The sequence below is a fragment of the Giesbergeria giesbergeri genome (assembly GCF_054779375.1).
In genome coordinates this window covers 249,793-267,199 of sequence record NZ_BAAGYJ010000001.1, presented here as the reverse complement: position 1 = coordinate 267,199, position 17,407 = coordinate 249,793, and the positions used below count along the sequence as shown (strand labels likewise).

General features: G+C 59.6%; 21 protein-coding genes and 1 tRNA gene. 6 read left to right on the top strand and 16 right to left on the bottom strand.

Annotation, left to right across the window (positions count from 1 at the left end; all coding sequences use genetic code 11):
- Positions 1–94 precede the first annotated feature (94 nt).
- From ACYVB2_RS01255 to ACYVB2_RS01230, 6 genes are all read left to right on the top strand, one after another.
- Positions 95–1,072 (top strand): Bug family tripartite tricarboxylate transporter substrate binding protein, encoded by a 978-nt coding sequence (locus ACYVB2_RS01255; protein ID WP_382431316.1) that lies wholly within the window; start codon positions 95–97, stop codon positions 1,070–1,072.
- Positions 1,073–1,134: 62 nt separating this feature from the next.
- Entirely contained in the window at positions 1,135–2,046 is a 912-nt protein-coding gene (gene kdgD, locus ACYVB2_RS01250; RefSeq protein WP_382431318.1) for a 5-dehydro-4-deoxyglucarate dehydratase, read from the top strand.
- 25 nt (positions 2,047–2,071) lie between these two features.
- The gene (locus ACYVB2_RS01245; protein WP_382431320.1) at positions 2,072–3,031 is read left to right on the top strand and encodes a Bug family tripartite tricarboxylate transporter substrate binding protein; all 960 of its coding nucleotides are present in this window, start codon (positions 2,072–2,074) and stop codon (positions 3,029–3,031) included.
- 65 nt (positions 3,032–3,096) lie between these two features.
- Positions 3,097–4,062, top strand: a complete 966-nt coding sequence (locus tag ACYVB2_RS01240; protein ID WP_382431321.1) for a 2-hydroxyacid dehydrogenase — start codon at positions 3,097–3,099, stop codon at positions 4,060–4,062.
- Positions 4,063–4,105: 43 nt separating this feature from the next.
- Positions 4,106–5,446, top strand: coding sequence for an enolase C-terminal domain-like protein (locus tag ACYVB2_RS01235; protein ID WP_382431323.1), 1,341 nt, complete (start codon positions 4,106–4,108; stop codon positions 5,444–5,446).
- 63 nt (positions 5,447–5,509) lie between these two features.
- The gene (locus ACYVB2_RS01230; protein ID WP_382431325.1) at positions 5,510–6,964 is read left to right on the top strand and encodes an aldehyde dehydrogenase family protein; all 1,455 of its coding nucleotides are present in this window, start codon (positions 5,510–5,512) and stop codon (positions 6,962–6,964) included.
- Between the two features lie 319 nt (positions 6,965–7,283).
- On the opposite strand, the gene ACYVB2_RS01225 is transcribed toward ACYVB2_RS01230, so the two are convergent.
- The 16 genes from ACYVB2_RS01225 to ACYVB2_RS01150 all read right to left on the bottom strand — a co-directional run bounded on the left by ACYVB2_RS01225 (position 7,284) and on the right by ACYVB2_RS01150 (position 17,390).
- Positions 7,284–7,559, bottom strand: coding sequence for a hypothetical protein (locus tag ACYVB2_RS01225; protein WP_382431327.1), 276 nt, complete (start codon positions 7,557–7,559; stop codon positions 7,284–7,286).
- Positions 7,560–7,664: 105 nt separating this feature from the next.
- Positions 7,665–8,042: a putative PDDEXK endonuclease gene (locus tag ACYVB2_RS01220; protein WP_382431329.1), complete on the bottom strand. Its 378-nt coding sequence runs from the start codon at positions 8,040–8,042 to the stop codon at positions 7,665–7,667.
- A complete protein-coding gene (locus tag ACYVB2_RS01215) occupies positions 8,042–8,758 on the bottom strand; it encodes a 3'-5' exonuclease family protein (protein WP_382431331.1) in 717 nt (238 codons plus the stop codon). Before ACYVB2_RS01215 ends, ACYVB2_RS01220 begins: the two co-directional genes overlap by 1 nt.
- 12 nt (positions 8,759–8,770) lie before the next feature.
- Positions 8,771–9,484 carry a phage replication initiation protein, NGO0469 family gene (locus tag ACYVB2_RS01210; RefSeq protein ID WP_382431333.1) on the bottom strand — a complete coding sequence of 238 codons (714 nt, stop codon included), beginning with the start codon at positions 9,482–9,484 and terminating at the stop codon, positions 8,771–8,773.
- Between the two features lie 115 nt (positions 9,485–9,599).
- Positions 9,600–9,968 (bottom strand): hypothetical protein, encoded by a 369-nt coding sequence (locus ACYVB2_RS01205; RefSeq protein ID WP_382431334.1) that lies wholly within the window; start codon positions 9,966–9,968, stop codon positions 9,600–9,602.
- A gap of 142 nt (positions 9,969–10,110) precedes the next feature.
- A complete protein-coding gene (locus tag ACYVB2_RS01200; RefSeq protein ID WP_382431336.1) occupies positions 10,111–11,652 on the bottom strand; it encodes a YfjI family protein in 1,542 nt (513 codons plus the stop codon).
- The gene (locus ACYVB2_RS01195) at positions 11,649–12,119 is read right to left on the bottom strand and encodes a hypothetical protein (protein ID WP_382431338.1); all 471 of its coding nucleotides are present in this window, start codon (positions 12,117–12,119) and stop codon (positions 11,649–11,651) included. Before ACYVB2_RS01195 ends, ACYVB2_RS01200 begins: the two co-directional genes overlap by 4 nt.
- Positions 12,120–12,204: 85 nt before the next feature.
- Positions 12,205–12,600, bottom strand: coding sequence for a hypothetical protein (locus ACYVB2_RS01190; protein ID WP_382431340.1), 396 nt, complete (start codon positions 12,598–12,600; stop codon positions 12,205–12,207).
- Positions 12,597–12,824, bottom strand: coding sequence for a hypothetical protein (locus tag ACYVB2_RS01185; RefSeq protein WP_382431342.1), 228 nt, complete (start codon positions 12,822–12,824; stop codon positions 12,597–12,599). Before ACYVB2_RS01185 ends, ACYVB2_RS01190 begins: the two co-directional genes overlap by 4 nt.
- 421 nt (positions 12,825–13,245) lie before the next feature.
- Complete coding sequence (locus ACYVB2_RS01180; RefSeq protein WP_382431344.1) at positions 13,246–13,434, bottom strand: hypothetical protein; 189 nt, start codon at positions 13,432–13,434, stop codon at positions 13,246–13,248.
- Positions 13,431–13,751 carry a helix-turn-helix transcriptional regulator gene (locus ACYVB2_RS01175; RefSeq protein WP_382431346.1) on the bottom strand — a complete coding sequence of 107 codons (321 nt, stop codon included), beginning with the start codon at positions 13,749–13,751 and terminating at the stop codon, positions 13,431–13,433. Before ACYVB2_RS01175 ends, ACYVB2_RS01180 begins: the two co-directional genes overlap by 4 nt.
- Positions 13,752–13,854: 103 nt before the next feature.
- Positions 13,855–14,487 carry a hypothetical protein gene (locus tag ACYVB2_RS01170; protein ID WP_382431348.1) on the bottom strand — a complete coding sequence of 211 codons (633 nt, stop codon included), beginning with the start codon at positions 14,485–14,487 and terminating at the stop codon, positions 13,855–13,857.
- A 404-nt stretch (positions 14,488–14,891) separates the two neighbouring features.
- Positions 14,892–15,236, bottom strand: a complete 345-nt coding sequence (locus tag ACYVB2_RS01165; RefSeq protein ID WP_382431350.1) for a type II toxin-antitoxin system ChpB family toxin — start codon at positions 15,234–15,236, stop codon at positions 14,892–14,894.
- The gene (locus ACYVB2_RS01160) at positions 15,233–15,487 is read right to left on the bottom strand and encodes an AbrB/MazE/SpoVT family DNA-binding domain-containing protein (protein ID WP_382431352.1); all 255 of its coding nucleotides are present in this window, start codon (positions 15,485–15,487) and stop codon (positions 15,233–15,235) included. The genes ACYVB2_RS01165 and ACYVB2_RS01160 overlap by 4 nt, the downstream gene beginning before the upstream one ends.
- Before the next feature lie 347 nt (positions 15,488–15,834).
- Complete coding sequence (locus ACYVB2_RS01155) at positions 15,835–17,079, bottom strand: tyrosine-type recombinase/integrase (protein ID WP_382431354.1); 1,245 nt, start codon at positions 17,077–17,079, stop codon at positions 15,835–15,837.
- A gap of 234 nt (positions 17,080–17,313) precedes the next feature.
- Positions 17,314–17,390, bottom strand: a tRNA-Val gene (locus ACYVB2_RS01150).
- Positions 17,391–17,407 lie beyond the last annotated feature (17 nt).

The following is a 17,407-nucleotide window of genomic DNA, read 5'->3' as shown; positions in this document are numbered from 1 at the left end:
CTAGGGTTATTACTGAGACAGCAGCCAGCAAACGCAGGCCACAATACATCCAAGTTGTATGACAACCTACAACTTAAATTCTGGAGACAAGCCTATGCAACGACAACAATTCCTTCGCGCTGCTTGTGCAGCCACCATGCTGGTGGCCTGTGGTGGCGCGCTGGCCCAGAACCCAGGAAACTGGCCTACCAAGACCCTGCGCATTGTGGTGCCCTACCCACCGGGGGGGAGTTCTGACATCATTGCCCGCACTATTGGCCCGCTGCTGTCACAGCAACTCAAGCAGCCGGTCATCATTGAAAACAAGGCAGGCGCCAATGGCAATCTGGGGGCCGATTTTGTTGCCAAGTCCCCTGCCGATGGGCATACCCTGTTGTTGTGTGACTTAGGGGCTTTGGCTATCTCGCCATCGCTCTACACCCAATTGCCCTTTGATTTGGGCAAAGATCTGCGTGGCACCGCCATGTTGGCTTATTCGCCCCATTTGCTGGTGGTACATCCCTCGGTGCCTGCCAACAATCTACAAGAACTGGTGGCACTGTCTAAAAAGCAGCCGCTCAACTTTGCTGTCACTGCGACTGGTAGTGCCCCCCACTTAGCAGGTGTAGAGCTGGCCCGCAGCACGGGGGCGAAATGGGAATACATCCCCTACAAAGGGGGGGTGCAATCGGTGCAGGACACCGTGGCAGGCCAGACCCAAGTGCTCATGAACGGCATGTTGGCTACTTACCCCCATGTGCAAAGCGGCAAGCTCAAGCTGCTGGGGCTCTCCAAGGGCACCCGAATGCCCTTGGCCGCCAATGTTCCCACCATTGCGGAGCAGGGCGTGCCTGGTTTTGAGACGGGCACTTGGCAGGGCGTGATCGTGCCGTCCAAGACCCCCGAGGCTGTGGTGCAGCGCCTGCACGATGCACTGGTGGCCGCCATTCGCAGCCCCGAAGTGCGTTCGCGCTTGAGCAGCCAGGGCGCCGAAGTAGTCACCATGACCCCCGCCGAAACCGCCCGCTTTATCAGCACCGAGCGCCAACGCTGGCACAAGGTGGTGCAGGAAGTGGGCCTCAAGCTCGATTAAGCCGTGGTTGCGCCTCCAGCGACCCCCTATTCACCATTCTTTTTTTACTTCCTGCATACACCATGACACCCCAAGACCTTAAAGATGTGATGAGCTCCGGCCTGCTGTCCTTTCCTGTGACGGACTTTGATAGCGATGGCAACTTCGACGCCAAGGGCTATGCAGCCCGGCTGGAGTGGTTGGCCCCTTATGGTGCCAGCGCCTTGTTTGCTGCTGGCGGCACTGGGGAGTTCTTCTCACTGACCTCTAGCGAATACCCCAGCATCATCCAAACGGCGGTGGATACCTGCCGTGGCAAGGTGCCCATCATTGCCGGTGCTGGTGGCTCTACACGTTTTGCTATCGAGTGTGCCCAAGCCGCAGAAAAAGCAGGTGCTCATGGCGTCTTGCTGCTGCCCCACTACCTGACCGAAGCCAGTCAAGAAGGATTGGCCGCCCACGTCGAGGCTGTGTGCCAGAGCGTTCAGTTTGGCGTCATCATTTACAACCGTGGCATCAGCCGTTTTACCCCCGAAACCGTGGCCCGGCTGTGCGAACGCAACCCCAATCTGGTCGGTTTTAAAGATGGCGTGGGTGACATCGAGGCCATGTCTGCCATGTACCTGACGATGGGGGATCGCTTGGCCTACTTGGGTGGCCTGCCCACCGCTGAAGTGTATGCCGCCGCTTACAAAGCGTTGGGTACACCCGTGTATTCCTCTGCCGTGTTCAACTTCATTCCCAAGACGGCTATGGAGTTTTATGAGGCCGTACGCACGGACGACCATGCTACCCAGCACCGTTTGCTCAAGGACTTCTTTATGCCTTACTTGAAGATCCGCAACCGCAGTGCAGGCTACGCCGTCAGCATCATCAAGGCCGGTGCCAAGATTGTGGGCCACGATGCGGGCCCGGTGCGCACGCCCTTGGCTGATCTCCAGCCCCACGAGGTTGAAGAGTTGGCTAGCCTGATCGCCTCTTTGGGCGCACAGTAAAACCGCTGTTGGAGGAGACAACTATATGAAAAAGCTACTGATCGCATGGGGTGCCGCATTGGCACTGACGGCCCAGGCTGCGGGCGGCTGGCCAGAAAAAGCCGTCAACATCATCGTGCCTTTTCCGGCGGGCGGCTCTACCGACACCGTGGCCCGCGCTTTGGCCCAAAGCATGGGGGAACAATTGGGCAAGCCTTTTGTGGTGGACAACCGTCCTGGCGCCACGGGCACGATTGGTGCGGGGGCCGTCAAGCGCGCTCCAGCCGATGGCTACACATTGCTGGTAGCGTCCTTGGGGCCGTTTGTGGTCACGCCGCACCTGGTCAAGAGCGTTCCCTATGACGCCGCTAGGGATTTTGATTACATCACCATTCCCGTTCAGGCACCCAATGTGCTGGTAGCCAGCCCCCGCCAGAAAGCCCGCACCGTGGCCGAAGTCATTGCCACGCTCAAGGCCCACCCTGGGCAACTGAGCTTTGCCAGCTCGGGCAATGGCTCTTCCGACCATCTGGCCGCCGAATTGTTCTGGCAACAAACGGGCACAGAAGGCATGCATGTGCCCTATAAGGGGGGCGCCCCAGCCATTACCGATTTGCTCGGTGGGCAGGTGGACTTTTCATTCCAAAACGTCAATGCGGTGCTGTCCCATCTGCGCAGCGGAAAATTGCACGCCATTGCGATCACGGGCACCCAACGTTCCCCAGTATTGCCAGACGTGCCCACCTTGGGTGAGTCCGGCATCAAGGGGGCTGACATCTACTCTTGGCAGGGCATGGCTGCCCCCAAAGGACTGCCTGCCGATGTCAAAGCCAAGTTGGTCAAGGCCGCCATTGCGGCGGTTCAACAGCCCGATATCAAACGCCGCTTGGTAGAGCAGGGGTTGGAAATTGTGGGCAACAGCCCAGAAGAGTTCACCCGCTTCCAGGCCAAGGAGTCGGAACGCTGGAAGCAGCTCATCCAGACCCGAAAAATCACAGCCGACTGACCCTGGACAGGCCAGCCCTGTCTAGCCCCTTTCCAAATATCGAACCACCGCAAGGAGCCTCCGGCATGGCGCACTCCCGACCCCGCATCCTCCAGTACGGCAAGATGCCGCTGCCCCAGCTTGATACCGAACTGGCGCAGATTTATGACGTGCATCTTCTGTCTGAGCAGGCCGACCCGCAGCAGTTCTTGGCAGAGCAGGGTGCGCAGTTTGAATACCTGGTCACCTCTGCCGCGATGGGTGTGCCTGCTTGGGTGGTGGATGCCCTGCCCCGGCTTCGGTTTGTCAGCAGTTTTGGCGTAGGCTTTGACGCATTAAACAAAGAGGCCTTATTGCGCCGTGGTGTGCGTGTGGGCTACACCCCAGGCGTGTTGGATGATTGCGTGGCCGACATGGCCTTGGCACTGCTCTTGGATGCGGCCCGTGGCTTGTCTGCTGCCGACCGTTTTGTGCGTCAGGGCCATTGGAGTCAGCAGCGTTTTGGCCTCCAGAGCCGTGTCAGTGGCAAACGTTTAGGTATCTTGGGAATGGGTCGTATTGGCAGCACCGTGGCCCGCCGTGCCAGTGGCTTTGACATGCCGGTGGCGTACCACAATCGCCGTCCACTGGCAGATTCGCCCTATCTCTATCAGCCATCCCTGTTGGAGCTGGCCCGTTGGGCCGATTTTTTGGTCATTACAGCCACTGGGGGCGATGGTACGCACCACCTCGTCAATGCAGAGGTACTGGATGCTTTGGGGCCACGGGGTTTTCTGATCAACGTGGCACGCGGCAACGTTCTGGACGAGGCTGCACTGGTATCCGCTTTGCAAGAGGGCCGCATTGCCGGGGCGGGTTTGGATGTGTTCGAGCATGAACCCTACCCCCTTCCGGCGCTGTTGGCGCTGGACAACGTGGTATTGGCTCCCCACATTGCCAGCGGCACCTTGGAAACCCGGCGTGCTATGGCCGACCTGACTTTGCGCAATTTAGAGCAGTTCATGGCCACCGGCGCTCCTGTGGCCGAGGTGCCTTGGTCTGCTGCCCAATAGCCGCTCCCCACCCCTTGTTCCACATCTTGCAGAACCCCTTCTTATGTCTTGCCTGACCCCCACTATCACCCAAATTGAAGTCATTCCCGTTGCGGGCCGTGACAGTATGCTGATGAACCTCAGCGGTGCACATGCACCCTACTTCACGCGCAACATTGTGCTGATCCATGACAGCGCAGGCCATACGGGCGTGGGCGAGGTGCCCGGTGGCGAAAGCATTCGTCAGGCACTGGAAGACAGTAAAAGCTTACTGATGGGCCGCTCCATCGGACAACACCTGCACTTGTTGCAACAGGTACGACAAGCCCTGGCAGGCCGTGATCCTGGAGGGCGGGGTTTGCAAACCTTTGACTTGCGCATTGGTGTCCATGCCGTGACGGCCATAGAGTCCTGTCTGCTGGATCTGTTAGGCCAGCATTTGGGCGTGCCTGTGGCGGCCCTGCTGGGTGAAGGCCAACAACGTGACCGTGTAGAAATGCTGGGCTATTTGTTTTTTGTGGGCCCCAGCAGCCAGACAGACCTGCCTTACCTCCAGCCTGGTCAAGATCAGACCGGCGGTGACGACTGGACACAGGTGCGCCACATGACCGCCATGACCCCTGAGGCCATTGTGCGCCAGGCCGAAGCCGCTTATGCCCGTTATGGCTTCAATGACTTCAAGCTCAAGGGGGGCGTATTGGCCGGTGAACAAGAAGTAGAAGCTGTCACGGCGTTGGCTCGCCGGTTTCCTCAGGCGCGTGTCACCCTCGACCCTAACGGCGGTTGGCTGCTCAAAGATGCTATTCGCCTGATGCGCGACATGCATGGCGTGTTGGCCTATGCCGAAGACCCTTGTGGTGCCGAGGGCGGCTTCTCTGGCCGCGAGATCATGGCTGAGTTTCGCCGTGCCACGGGCTTGCCTACCGCTACCAACATGGTTGCTACCGATTGGCGTCAGATGGCCCATGCCCTGTCCTTGCAGTCGGTGGATATTCCGCTGGCCGATCCACACTTCTGGACAATGGCTGGCTCGGTGCGTGTGGGCCAAACTTGCCACGATTGGGGGCTGACCTGGGGTTCACATTCCAACAACCATTTTGACATCTCGCTGGCTATGTTCACCCATGTGGCCGCTGCTGTACCCGGCAAGGTCACCGCCATTGATACCCACTGGATCTGGCAAGACGGCCAATACCTGACGCAGAACCCACTGCAAATCCAAGGTGGTTTTGTCGAAGTGCCCCAGACCCCCGGTTTGGGCGTGACCGTAGACCGGGCTGCTTTGCAACGCGCCCATGCCTTGTATTTGGAGCATGGCTTGGGGGCGCGCAACGACGCCGTGGCCATGCAGTACCTGATGCCCGGCTGGACATTTGACAACAAGCGCCCTTGCATGGTGCGCTGACCAGACCTTTTACCCATCCTCTGCCGGGGCCAGCCCTCGGCGCTTGCAGCACACGGAGCCCCTATGTCCCGCTACGACAACCTTATCAACGGCCAGTGGACGGCCGCCATTGCCTACAGCCCGAATATCAACCCCAGCGATCTGTCTGACACCATTGGCGAATATGCCCAAGGTGGGGCCGAAGATGTGCAGGCAGCCGTGGCTGCAGCCAGCGCCGCCTTTCCTGCATGGGCGTTGTCTGGCATACAGGCACGCCACGATGCACTGGACAAAATCGGCAGCGAAATTCTGGCACGCAAAGAAGAACTGGGCGAATTGTTGGCCCGCGAAGAAGGCAAAACCCGCCCTGAAGCTATGGGCGAGGTGGCCCGTGCCGGTCAAATATTCAAGTTTTTTGCGGGTGAGTGTTTGCGCCTGTCTGGTGAGACCCTGCCATCCGTACGTCCGGGCATTGGTGTCGAGATCACCCGCGAGCCTATAGGCGTAGTTGGCTTGATCACCCCTTGGAACTTCCCGATCGCTATTCCTGCTTGGAAAATTGCTCCAGCATTGGCCTTTGGTAATTGTGTGGTTTTTAAGCCCGCCGAGTTGGTGCCTGGGTGTGCTTGGGCGCTGGCAGACATCATTCACCGCAGTGGCTTACCCGCAGGCGTATTCAACCTGGTCATGGGGCGGGGGCGGGTGATAGGCGATGCGCTGGTGCAGCACCCCGATGTGGCTGCGATCAGCTTTACGGGATCTGTGGGCGTGGGCCGAGGCATCGCCCAAGCCTGCGTGCACAGTGGCAAGAAGGTACAACTGGAGATGGGCGGCAAAAACCCACAGGTCGTGCTCGATGATGCCGACCTGGCCCAGGCGGTGGAGCTGTCGGTGCAAAGTGGCTTTTATTCCACTGGGCAACGTTGCACGGCCTCTAGTCGCTTGATTGTGACCGACAAAATCTACCCGGCTTTTATTCAAGCATTGCAAACACGCATGGCCCAACTGCGGGTGGGTGATGCCCGCGCTACCGGCACGGATATCGGCCCCGTTGTCAGTCAGGCCCAATTGGAGCAGAACCTTGGTTATGTGGAAATTGCCAAGGCCGAGGGTGCTTTGCTGGCAGCCGGTGGCACCCGTGTGGCCTGCCACAGTGGCAGTGGCAGTGGCAAAGAGGGCTACTACATGGCCCCTACACTGTTTGTAGATACCGAGGCGGGTATGCGTATCAACCGGGAAGAGGTCTTTGGCCCAGTGGTCAGTGTAGCCCGCGTCAAGGATTACGAGGAAGCTCTGCACATGGCCAATGACTCGCCATTTGGCCTATCGGCTGGCATTGCCACCACCAGTTTGAAGTACGCTAGCCATTTCAAGCGCCACAGCCAAGCGGGCATGGTGATGGTCAATCTGCCCACGGCAGGGGTGGACTACCATGTGCCGTTTGGTGGACGCAAAGGCTCCAGCTATGGCCCCCGAGAGCAGGGCCGCTATGCACAAGAGTTTTACACCACGGTCAAAACAGCCTACACCCTGGCTTAACTGGACTGGGTAGCGGCACGGCTTCAAAGGCACCTGCTATGGCGGGGAGCCTTTGGGCAGGAATCTCCATGCTTCTTGGAAGACAAGAGCCGACCGGGCAAAATGGCCCATGAAAAAACCCGTTGATTCAGAAAATCACGCGATTGGAATTGAATTCCCCAATGAAGAAAGCGCAAAAAGTGCGATTTGTTCCCCCATTTGTTCCCCCGTTTCGTTTTGTTCCCCCGCTTTGGGTTTGAAGTGTGGTGGTGTTTGGGCGCTTCTGTTAACGGTCATGCGGCCCCAAAAGTAAGAACCCGGCACTGGGCCGGGCTGGTGGTCAAGGTGGGCTATTGCGGTGGCTGGCGTATAGCACCCACTTGTAGCGACATGCAATGTCTTCTAGGTACGCAGGCTGCGGTGCTTCCTTGGGCAGTCTGGCACGGTGCCACGGGCTGTGCAGCACCATGTGAACATCACGGGCCAATCGGTAGGCCAGCGCCAGCGAGACGCCATGCACTTGAGCCAGTTTGCGATAACTCCAGCCACGGGCACGGTCGGCCCGCATGGCGGCATTTCTCGAATGGCGTGCGCTGGCGCTGGTGGCTTTTGGCATGGGCTAACTGGAACAGTTGTCAGTAACTTTTATAAGGATTGACTACACCCTGCATGGGGCTCGGATTACCCGCACTGGGAAAAGCTGTCGGAGTACCTTTTCAATCTACACAGCATCCCCTGTCATCGCCCACCACGTTGACGGTGTAGCGGTCAGGTGGTCGGTGGTGTCGGTGCCTCCAATGTGCAGGCAGACGGGCCACACGGCCATCCAGTCGCCACGATCAGCACGGTAGAACAGCACCGGCATTTGACCAATGGTTTGGGCCTGCCGCTGTGCCTGTGCCCACCAGCCAGCGATGAGGGCCGGGGTGATAGCGGCATACCGCTTGCACTCGATAGACCATCCGGGCAGCCCTTGCAGGTCATCCTCTCCAGCAAGGTTGCGTACCCGGCGGGCAACGGGGTAGCCAGTCAGATCAGACAGCAGGCGGGCCAGCTCACGCTCGCCGCACTTGCCTTTGTTGCGAGACATGCCACCCATCAGACAGCTCCTACCAATTGCAGTCGATGCCAAACAGCAGCTACGGCCTGGGCATCTTGCAGGTTGTAGCGGGCAATGGCATCGCAGTCCCCAGCCAGCCAGCGGTCAAAGACTTGGCTGCCATCCATGCCATCGGCCTTGGGACTGGGCAGCCCCAGCGCACTGCACAGGGCGTCTAGGCCGATGAACTTGCCGTACCCTGCCCACACCTGCATGGTGTCGCCGTAGTCCCAGCCAGCGCGTGCCATCGGCCCCCGCAACCACTTGGGGATGCGTACCCCATGCACCACGCACCGGCGCCACAGGAACCCCAGATCAAAGGCCGCGTTATGGGCTACCGGGAAGTGGTCATCCACCGGGAAGGCACTGGCCCGGCCAGCCACCTGCACCGCCTCGGCTTGCGTCCAGCCTTCCACCATGTCGATGAAAGACTGCAACAGCACGGCCTCAGTGTCGCCCCCTTGGGCACGGCAAGCCACCCAGTCCCGGCCATCACCATCAGTGCAGGCAATGCTGATGATTTCGCCTTGGGTGCCACCGTCTAAGGCTTGCTTGCGCCATGCCTCTTGTGTGGCTTGGTCTGCCTCATTCGCCCACCATGCAGCGATGGATTCGGCCTTCTTCAAGGTGCCCGGTGGCCGGATGTTGAGGGCCACGGTAGCCAGTGCATCAGGGTGTTGGCTGGGCACGGTCTCGATGTCGATAAACAGATTCATGGTGCGTGCTCCTTAGAAGGGGATGTCCATATCGGGGTCAAAGGGCGCAAACTCGGTGGCATGGGCCGGAGGTGCGGACTGGGCGGCAGCAGGCGCTACAGGGGCCATAGCAGAGCGCGTAGAGGCTGGCGCTGGGGCAGGGGCAGGACTGCCCACGCTGATCACCTTGGGCTTGTTAGGGATGGCTTGGTACTCGGGGCTATCTGCAATCTGCCCTTGCAGGCGTGAGGACAGGCCCGCAAAGACCTGCCAATCAGGTGCAGCCAGATCGAAGGCCACCGGGTTGAGTTCACCAGCACCAGCAGGCATCCCCTTGGGCAGCTTCATTACGCTGGCCAAGTTGGCATAGGTCTTGTCGCCCTTGGTTTCATGCACCACACCCACCAGACAGGCCAGCCCCAGCACATTCTTGAGGTCAAAGCCTGCCAGTTCTTCGGGGGTGAAGGGTTTGCCGCGCCAGCTCTCCAAGAACTTGCGCAGGCCCGCCTTGGCGTGCAGGCTGGCTGTAAAGCGTTTGCTGATGGTGTGGGGGCTGCCATCGCTGCGGCGGTTGTCGGGGTCGGTGATTTCAAAAGACAGCAGCACCTTGTGAGCGCGTTTTTCCTCTCCCTCCCAAACGCTGGTCTGGGTGCCCAAGTCGATCAGGCTAGCCAGCCGGGCGGTAAAGGTGCCCGCTTCGGGTGGGGTGTAGTCGGTGGTGCTGGTTTCTGCAATGGTCAGTGACATGGTGTTTACCTTGGTTTGTCAGTTTTTGGACGTTCTTCGGTCTTTGATACGGTCGTTTTTTCGGTCTTGGGTGGGGGTGGCTGGCGCTGGGTGTCAGGCAGCGCCAGCAGGTGGGCTAGGCGGCGTCAAATGCCTGATCCACGGCGTCTTTCAATGGCTGGCCTTGGGGGCACAGCGGGCCACCGGTGCGGCCTGCCACTTTGCAGTCTGGGCACTGCCAGTAGTGGGCTTGGAACGCACGATCTATGGCTTTCCAAGGCTGGGCACGGTGGAACTTGGGTAGTGGCTTGGCGGCTTTGCGCCATGTGGTGCTGGCCGGGGCCGTGGGCACCAACTTTGCCAGTGGCCCCCGAAGGTAGGCCGCCAGTCCCTCACGTTGACCGGGCGAGGTGGCCTGTATGTCACTGCGCCAATCTGCGCGGGCCTTGTCGCTTGCGCCCGTGCGGTCACAGTAGGCCATTGCCAGCGCCAGCAGTTGGGCCATGCCGGGGTCAGGCGGCAGTGCATTGCTACCCCCTGCTACCTTGCTAACGTTGCTAATTTCCCCATGCTTCCCGTTAGCAGGATTAGCAGGGTAGCAAGGGGTAACAGTATTGTTTTTTGCGGCTGTTCGTACAGCTTCCATGTCAATCAACATGGCGCACCTCCCAGCCAGCACCCAGCGCGCGGATATACCCACGCTGCCCCAACTGTTCTAACAGGGGCTTGATGCCTTGGGCTTTCAGCTTGCGGATTGGATTCGGGCATCGCTGCAAGATGTCTTTTTGTTGAACAATTGCCCCCTGCTCCTGCATCCAATCCCACAACGCGCGCAACCGCTTGTCTGTCTGTGCCTGTTTGCCGGTGCCCATCAGGCGCACATGTTCGGTCAGGTAGAAGTTCACCAGCCCGATGGCACCGTCCATTGCCAGTACGTCAACCGCCACCGCTTGGGGGTTGTTGAACAAGGCGATGATGGCAGCGATACGGGCGGCCTGTTCGGCAGCTTTGCTGGCAAAGGCGCGGGCCTGCTCTAGTTCTTGCCCGTCTGCCTGCTGTGCTTCCACAGCGTTGTAGAACGCAACCCATAGGGTGCGTGCATCAGGGTCTAGGGGTAGGCGCTTGGGCTTGAGTTCGTAGCCATCCCCGGTGGGCCACAGTTCCGGGCGGGTGTCCAGCAGTTGCCCCATGCGGTGGGCGTAGGCCAGCACCGCTGGGCTTTCCATCGGGTTGTGGCCGTTATAAAAGCGCGTTCCGGCCAGTGTCTGGGGTTGCGCTATCAAGCAGCGGGCCAAGAAGCCCTGACCGTCTGCCAGCGGGTCAGACAGCAGGGCACGCAACAGTAAGGGCTGCACCATGATGTGCAGGGCAATACGGCGGCCAAGCAAAGAACTGTAGCCCGTGCCACCGCGCATCACGTCTAGGGTTTCTGCGCTCCACCCCTTGAGGAAAAAGGCCATCGCCCCCATGCGGTTGACCTCTTTCATGCTGTGGCCTCCCAGCACTTCACCCCCTTCAGCACTGAAAACGCCAACGCTGCTTTGCCCCCTGAGTAGCCGGGCTACGCCTTCCACGGTGGCATTGCCCACAGTGAGGGATTTCATCATTGGCTCTTGCGGCTCAGGGTCGCCTTTTTTGTGGCTGGCCTGTTCTTGCTGGTAGGCTTGCATTGCATGGTGGTGCTGTCGGCTTTGCTCTTGCTTGCGCCGGGCAATCTCCATGCAGGCCACATCGTCCACCGCGCTTTTACGGTCGCCGCTGCTGCCACTGGTGACAAGGTAGAGGCTCAGGGGACAGGCTTTGCCATGTGGCAACACCACGTCTGCCAGCGGTTGCACGGCCAAGCTGGCAGCGGCCAATACGCTGCCCCCGGCCATCGCATCGGGCGCTTGCACGTCTTGGGCAATGGCTTGGGCCGCAGCGCCTAGCAGTGGCCCCAGTGCAGCAAAGGGGAAGGGGGCGGGCGGTGTGGTGTCGCTGGTGTCTTCAGGCAGGGGCACCAACTCGGGCCACGCATCACCAGCAGCGCCAGCCGTATCCACCAACGATATGGCTTCAGTCGGTGCTGCCTGTGGTGCGGGTGCTGGCATGGCCGGTAACTGGGCTGGGGGCTTGGGTATGTGGCGTGGCAAAACATGCTGGTCTGCCAAAGCGCCCAACGCTTGAATGCGTTCGATGTCGTGTGTCATTGGAAAAAGTCCTGCATCATTTGGATACGGCCAGCGGCTTGCTGCATGCGGCAGCGGTCTTCGTCACTCAGTTGCACTCCGTAGGCGATGTTTCCGGCGGCGATGGCGACAAGGTGGGCTTCAAAGGCCAGCAGCTCTAAGGCGGCGCGTGCTGGTAGTGGTGCTGCACGCACATGGCCGGGCGGGGTGGTGCCATCGTCCACCCATGCCCCCAAGTCTTTGCACGCTTGCACAAAGCCGGTGCCAGTTGCTGCCATGTGGTAGGCCAACACATCCCCACCACGGGTGCCGCAACCGGCCATGCACACGAAAGCGCCTGTCTCAGTGTTGATACGCAGGCTATCGCTGCCGCCGTGAAATTCGCAGCGGGTGGTCTTCCACTGGGCGCGGCGTGGGCCTATCAGGCGTAAGCCTTGGGCTTCGTAGTAGCTGGCTGGGTCTGGCAGGCGGGATTTATCCAGCGGCATGGGGAGTCTCCGTGCGCAGTTTGGGCAAGGCTTCGCCCATCCCGCTGTGGTGCGGGTTCTGAAAATCAGTCATGGGAGTGGCTCCTTACTCGGCTTTGACCGGGCGTTTTGCAGCGGCTACGGCGGCCCTCATGGCTGCATGGTGGTCAGTGGTGTTGCAGGCAAAGCGGTGGGTATCAATCGGTTTGCAACCAGTAGCGTGCATCTCGGCAAAGTCCGCGCAGCAAGCAATGGCGTTTAGAAGCCCCACCACGGTCGCAGAAGGCAAGGCCAGTACGTTGTCACCATCGCTCTCCATATCTACCTCACGCTGTTGCAGGATGGTGATGATGGCGCGGATGCCATCGTGGGCAGCGCCGATACGGGCCACCCCAAGTTCCCCCACCATGGCGGCGGCATCGTGGCGGTAGGCGTCATAGGGCGAAAAGTTGGGCGCCGATGCTGGGCGGCCTTTGGGGTCTTTCAGGTCAAAGTCACTCATGCTGCTACCCCCAATGTGTGCAGGGCTTGCAGGGCTTGGCGCAGCTTGCGCCGGGCTTGGGCCACGTTATCGCGGCGCAGGTAGAACCCGGCCAAGCTGGTGCTGGTGATGGCTTGCAGCAAGGCATGGGCCTGTGCTTCTTCGGTCGTGTTGGGGGTGGTGTTGGCCGGGGTGGCCTGATGTGTGGGCGCAGCGCAGCGGCTGGCCACGGGGGATGTGGTCATGGTTCCAACTCCTATTTGAGTTTGAAAACCACTCTCTGCACTTTTCGGGTACAGGGGGTGGGCTGGATGCGAAAACACGCAAATAGTCGTGCGCCGGGCGTTACCGCTTCGGCCATCCAGCCCGTAACCACGCGCTGCCGCAATACCGGCAACGGCAAATTTTGGGCATGACAAAACCGCTCTCTCGGGGCGGCTTGCCGCTATTTGTAGGGTGTTTTCGGCACCGGGGCGGACTGTAGCACGGCCAGCCAAAGCCAAGCAAGTGCAGAGCAGCGCCAGCGGCTTGACGGCCTGCACCGTGGTGGCAGAATGGGCCTTGTCTGTGTGGCCTGCTGTGATTTTCGGATTGCAGTGGGCCTTTCTCATTTGGCAGCCCTCCACTGGCGAAAGCGAATGAACAGATAGAAGATGGCAACGACCATTACTGCACCTCCACAGGGTGGGGCTTGCCGCCGGTCAATGCAGCCTCAATACGCAGCAAAACGGCCTCAATGCGTTGTAAGGCTTGGGCCTGATCGCCTTGGTAAACGTGGACGTCTTGAATGGCCTCATGCAGGTGCATGAGGGTCTGCTCTACATTTTCTTGGTGATCTTTGGCTGGGGCACTCATGCTGCTGCCCCCACCAGTTGCACCACGTTGGCGGGGACTGGGCTGGCGCTGGTGGTCTGTGCAGGCATCAGCAGTGCCTTGAAGCGTTCGGCACGTTGGGCGTGGAGCTGCTGCACCAGTTCACGGATTTGGTCAGGTGTTTGGCCTGCCACTTGGGCAGACACCAGAATTTCAATTTCGTAATCGGGCCACCCTACAACACGCTGCCCTATGGGTACGGGCTTGGTAAGCAACCCGGCGCGTACCGCGTTGTAAATACTGGTTTTGGAGCGGTGCCCGGTGCAGGTGCGTACCCCGTCAATTCGCAAAATAGCCATCTTGGCCGCCCTTGTATTTAGTTGCAATGGCAGCAATTTGGCCGGGTTCTGCCCCACAAAAGGGGCCACGGCCTATCTGGTCACGTCATGGCCCATGAAATCCTTATTTCATGCGGGCTCCCACGGCATCAGGAATTCTCTTGAGGTGGCGTTCAATGGTAGTTTCACCAATCTGTAGCCTCATGATATCTGCCGTGTGCAGTATTTGGCCTGCTGCTTTGGCGGGCTTGGTGTAGTCGATATTGGCCTCTTTGCACAAGGCGGCAATAATGAGAAGCAGGCTATTTCTTTCGCTGGTGGCTAGTGGCTTTTCCTTTACTGGTTTCGCCTTGCCAAAGGTAACCCCAGTTTCATCGAACCAAGCCTGAATATGCTCGGATGGCAGCATCTCATTGGTAGCCAGCCATTTTGCAAAGTCTTGGGAGGCAATCATCAGGACATCTTCACCAAGCAATTGATGCGACTCACGCACATAGGAAAGCTCTCCCGCTTTGCAGGCATCCCATATGCGCTCAACAAATGCCCGAAGCATATTACCCGGCACAGGGTCAGCATTCTTCATTCCGAAGCCAGTCCCCATTGAAACTTTCGCAGACGGCCTGTAATCAATTTGAAAGCGTGCCACCAGTTCAATAGGTAGGCGCTCTACGAATCCTGTTTTCTCGAAGTAGTCGCCATACATCCATCGTGAATTTGTCAAAGCCACGGCATTACGCCATGCAAGGCTTACTGTCATTGCATCCCCCGATGCTCCCCCGATTGATAGGAGCCACCAGCGGGGACAGTCGGGGGCCTGTCTGTTTGGCCCGGTTTGCGGCCCGGCCTAGCTGGTGGCTGAAACAGTGTAGCTGTGGGTCAGGCGGCCACAGCACCAGCGGGGATAGACACCAGCACCAGCGAACAATGGCACGGGCTGGCACTGGTGGTAGCACCGGGTAGCACCGGCGGTGCTACCGTCTTTTGGGCCTGTTTTCCCTCTGTAGAGTAGGTAAGGTAGCACCTAAAAATACAAGTCGCGCGCGTTTGTTTTTGTTCCCCCGATTTATTTTTTGAATTTGGCGCGCATTCCAGCCTATGGCGTCCCCAGAAAGCACAACCCCGGCATAGTGGCCGGGCTGGTGGTGTGGCTGGCGCTGGTGGTCAATCGAGCAATGCAGCCAGCCGGGCGCGTACTTCCTCAGTAATGTGGTCAGGCGCACGTTCTATCCAACGGGCACGGCGGGCACTGGCGTCAATCATGCGGAACTGTTGCACCAGCACAATCCCGGCTGTCTCTGTACCGGCCCCGGTCAGGGATACCGCCATACCCACAGCACGGGCACCCTGTCCGCCTTGGGTAATGGGGCACACGCCTATCAAACCCAATCGGTTAAAGGCTTGTGGGGTCAACACCAGCGCCGGGCGGTGGCCTTGTTGCTCACGACCCAAGGTGGGGTCAAAGGTCAGGGCCACGATGTCGCCCCGCTGAAACACGGGGCTACTCACAAGGCCACCTCCTGGCCTACTGCGGGCATGGTGTCCCAGTCGGTATCCAGCGCCAGCGGTGCGTCCCCTTGCATAGCCAGCACCTGCTCTAGGGTGTAGCTGCACCGGGTAGCTGGGGCCACGATCAGGCGGCCCTGTTCGGCGTCCAAGTTCACCACATCACCAGCGTGCAAGCCCAAGGCACGGGCCAGCTTTTGCGGGATGGTCAAGGCGATGGAACCACCCACAGCGCGAAGGGTAGATGTGTGCATGGTGTTTCTCCAAATGTTGCACACAGTTTAACTTTTGCGGGGCGCTGCGGCTATTGTGGCTCCAGACAGAAAGGCACAGACTTCACTTAAGCCCCTTGGGAAAATTCGCGTAACAGCCTGACCATGCGGCTCGAATTACCCGCATGGCTGCTTGCTGGGAAGAACCTAGCCCCAGCCAGCAGCACACGGGGCGATGTGGGTAGTCTGGCTCCCTCCTAGCGTTCTCCAGTGCGGGTAATTCGAGCCGCATGGTCAGACTGTTGTGCAGGTTTCGCTAAGGGGCTTGTGTTGTGCGCCAAAGAAAAACCCGGCACAGTGGCCGGGCTGGTGGTGTGGGCGCTAGTGCCCTAGGCCGTCTTGCTGTGCAGCGGGATGATGTCGGCCCCAATGCGCAGCTTGTCCAAGTAATCGGCCCATGTCTGCATCATGGCGCGGCGCTGCTCTACATAGCTGGTGCGGTTATAGGCCCGGCCATTGGCATCCTTGACCGCATGGGCCAACTGGGCTTCCACAATCAGTGGGTCAAACTCCAAGCGTTCGGCCAAGATGGTGCGTGCAGTGGCCCGAAAGCCGTGGACGGTCTGCATATCACTGCCGAACCCCAAGGTTTGCAGGGCAACGCGCAAGGTGTTGTCCGAGATTGGGCGGGTGGTGCCTCTCTCCCCCGGAAACACCAATCCCGTGTGCCCGGTCAGGGGGTGCAGGTCACGCAGTAGCTCTATGGCCTGTTGGGGCAGTGGCACCAAGTGGGGAGCACCATTCTCTTTCCCGTCCTTGGTGCGCTTCATTCTGGCAGCGGGGATAGTCCAAAGGCCAGCCTCTAAATCCAGTTCTGCCCATGCCATGCCGCGCAACTCATTCGGGCGCTGGAACAACATGGGGGCCAGCGCCAGCGCAGTACGCACTACAGGGCCACCTTGATAGCTCCGGATGGCGCGTAGCAGCCCTGCCAACTTGGCCGGTTCGGTAATGGCGGCAAAGTGCTTGGTACGGTGTGGGGTCAGGGCACCAGCCAAGTCCAAGGCTACATTGCGGCTGGCGCGGCCTGTGGCCACAGCGTAGGCCAGCGCACCACGGGCGGTACACAGCACCCGATGGGCAGACTCTAGGGCACCACGGGCCTCTACTCGCTGCACCGTTGCTAGCAGTTCCACGGCCTCAATATCGCCCACCTTGCGTGGGCCTAGCCACGGGAACAGGTCTTTCTCTAGGTTGCGCAGTTCTCGCACGGAATGCTGCTCACTCCAATGGGGTGATTTCTTGGTGTACCACTCACGGGCCACCAGCTCGAAACCATCGCCCAAATTGGCGGCGGCCTTGAGCTGGCCTACCTTGCGTTCCTGCACTGGGTCAAACCCGCCCGCCTTGATGTTCTTGGCTTCATCACGGGCAGTACGGGCAGCAGCCAAGCCCACGTCTGGGTAGCTGCCTAAGGCCATGCGGCCTTCTTTGCCTTGCTTGCGGTACTTCCAAAACCAGCGTTTAGAGCCGTTGGGGCTGATTTCAAGGTACAGGCCACCAGAGTCGGCTAGGCGTTCGCGCTTCTTATCTGGTGGGCAGGTGGCTTTCTTGCAGGCGGTGTCGGTCAACATGGGGCAGTTCCTCCAGACGGTGGGGGAACAGCAGAAACGGGGCGTTTTCATTGGGGGATGGGGGAACAGAAAACCCTGTTTCTCGCATCCCGGCCAATTGTTCCCCCGTTTGTTCCCCCGTTTTGTGCTGGCTTGCAGTGTACCGCCTTGGCCTATCCTGCACAGTAGCTAACCCATTCGCCCAATGAAAAAGCCGTTCAACTGTACTTAGTTGAACGGCTTTGTTCTTCGTGTTGGTAGGCGCGATTGGAATCGAACCAACGACCCCCACCATGTCAAGGTGGTGCTCTAACCAGCTGAGCTACGCGCCTCTGAATTAACAGAGAAC

Excerpts from the sequence above, each read along its gene's own strand:
- ACYVB2_RS01255 (WP_382431316.1), top strand. The coding sequence starts at position 95 with ATGCAACGACAACAATTCCTTCGCGCTGCTTGTGCAGCCACCATGCTG.
- kdgD (WP_382431318.1), top strand. The coding sequence starts at position 1,135 with ATGACACCCCAAGACCTTAAAGATGTGATGAGCTCCGGCCTGCTGTCC.
- ACYVB2_RS01245 (WP_382431320.1), top strand. The coding sequence starts at position 2,072 with ATGAAAAAGCTACTGATCGCATGGGGTGCCGCATTGGCACTGACGGCC.
- ACYVB2_RS01240 (WP_382431321.1), top strand. The coding sequence starts at position 3,097 with ATGGCGCACTCCCGACCCCGCATCCTCCAGTACGGCAAGATGCCGCTG.
- ACYVB2_RS01235 (WP_382431323.1), top strand. The coding sequence starts at position 4,106 with ATGTCTTGCCTGACCCCCACTATCACCCAAATTGAAGTCATTCCCGTT.
- ACYVB2_RS01230 (WP_382431325.1), top strand. The coding sequence starts at position 5,510 with ATGTCCCGCTACGACAACCTTATCAACGGCCAGTGGACGGCCGCCATT.
- ACYVB2_RS01225 (WP_382431327.1), bottom strand. The coding sequence starts at position 7,559 with ATGCCAAAAGCCACCAGCGCCAGCGCACGCCATTCGAGAAATGCCGCC.
- ACYVB2_RS01220 (WP_382431329.1), bottom strand. The coding sequence starts at position 8,042 with ATGGGTGGCATGTCTCGCAACAAAGGCAAGTGCGGCGAGCGTGAGCTG.
- ACYVB2_RS01215 (WP_382431331.1), bottom strand. The coding sequence starts at position 8,758 with ATGAATCTGTTTATCGACATCGAGACCGTGCCCAGCCAACACCCTGAT.
- ACYVB2_RS01210 (WP_382431333.1), bottom strand. The coding sequence starts at position 9,484 with ATGTCACTGACCATTGCAGAAACCAGCACCACCGACTACACCCCACCC.
- ACYVB2_RS01205 (WP_382431334.1), bottom strand. The coding sequence starts at position 9,968 with ATGGCCCAACTGCTGGCGCTGGCAATGGCCTACTGTGACCGCACGGGC.
- ACYVB2_RS01200 (WP_382431336.1), bottom strand. The coding sequence starts at position 11,652 with ATGACACACGACATCGAACGCATTCAAGCGTTGGGCGCTTTGGCAGAC.
- ACYVB2_RS01195 (WP_382431338.1), bottom strand. The coding sequence starts at position 12,119 with ATGCCGCTGGATAAATCCCGCCTGCCAGACCCAGCCAGCTACTACGAA.
- ACYVB2_RS01190 (WP_382431340.1), bottom strand. The coding sequence starts at position 12,600 with ATGAGTGACTTTGACCTGAAAGACCCCAAAGGCCGCCCAGCATCGGCG.
- ACYVB2_RS01185 (WP_382431342.1), bottom strand. The coding sequence starts at position 12,824 with ATGACCACATCCCCCGTGGCCAGCCGCTGCGCTGCGCCCACACATCAG.
- ACYVB2_RS01180 (WP_382431344.1), bottom strand. The coding sequence starts at position 13,434 with ATGAGTGCCCCAGCCAAAGATCACCAAGAAAATGTAGAGCAGACCCTC.
- ACYVB2_RS01175 (WP_382431346.1), bottom strand. The coding sequence starts at position 13,751 with ATGGCTATTTTGCGAATTGACGGGGTACGCACCTGCACCGGGCACCGC.
- ACYVB2_RS01170 (WP_382431348.1), bottom strand. The coding sequence starts at position 14,487 with ATGACAGTAAGCCTTGCATGGCGTAATGCCGTGGCTTTGACAAATTCA.
- ACYVB2_RS01160 (WP_382431352.1), bottom strand. The coding sequence starts at position 15,487 with ATGCACACATCTACCCTTCGCGCTGTGGGTGGTTCCATCGCCTTGACC.
- ACYVB2_RS01155 (WP_382431354.1), bottom strand. The coding sequence starts at position 17,079 with ATGTTGACCGACACCGCCTGCAAGAAAGCCACCTGCCCACCAGATAAG.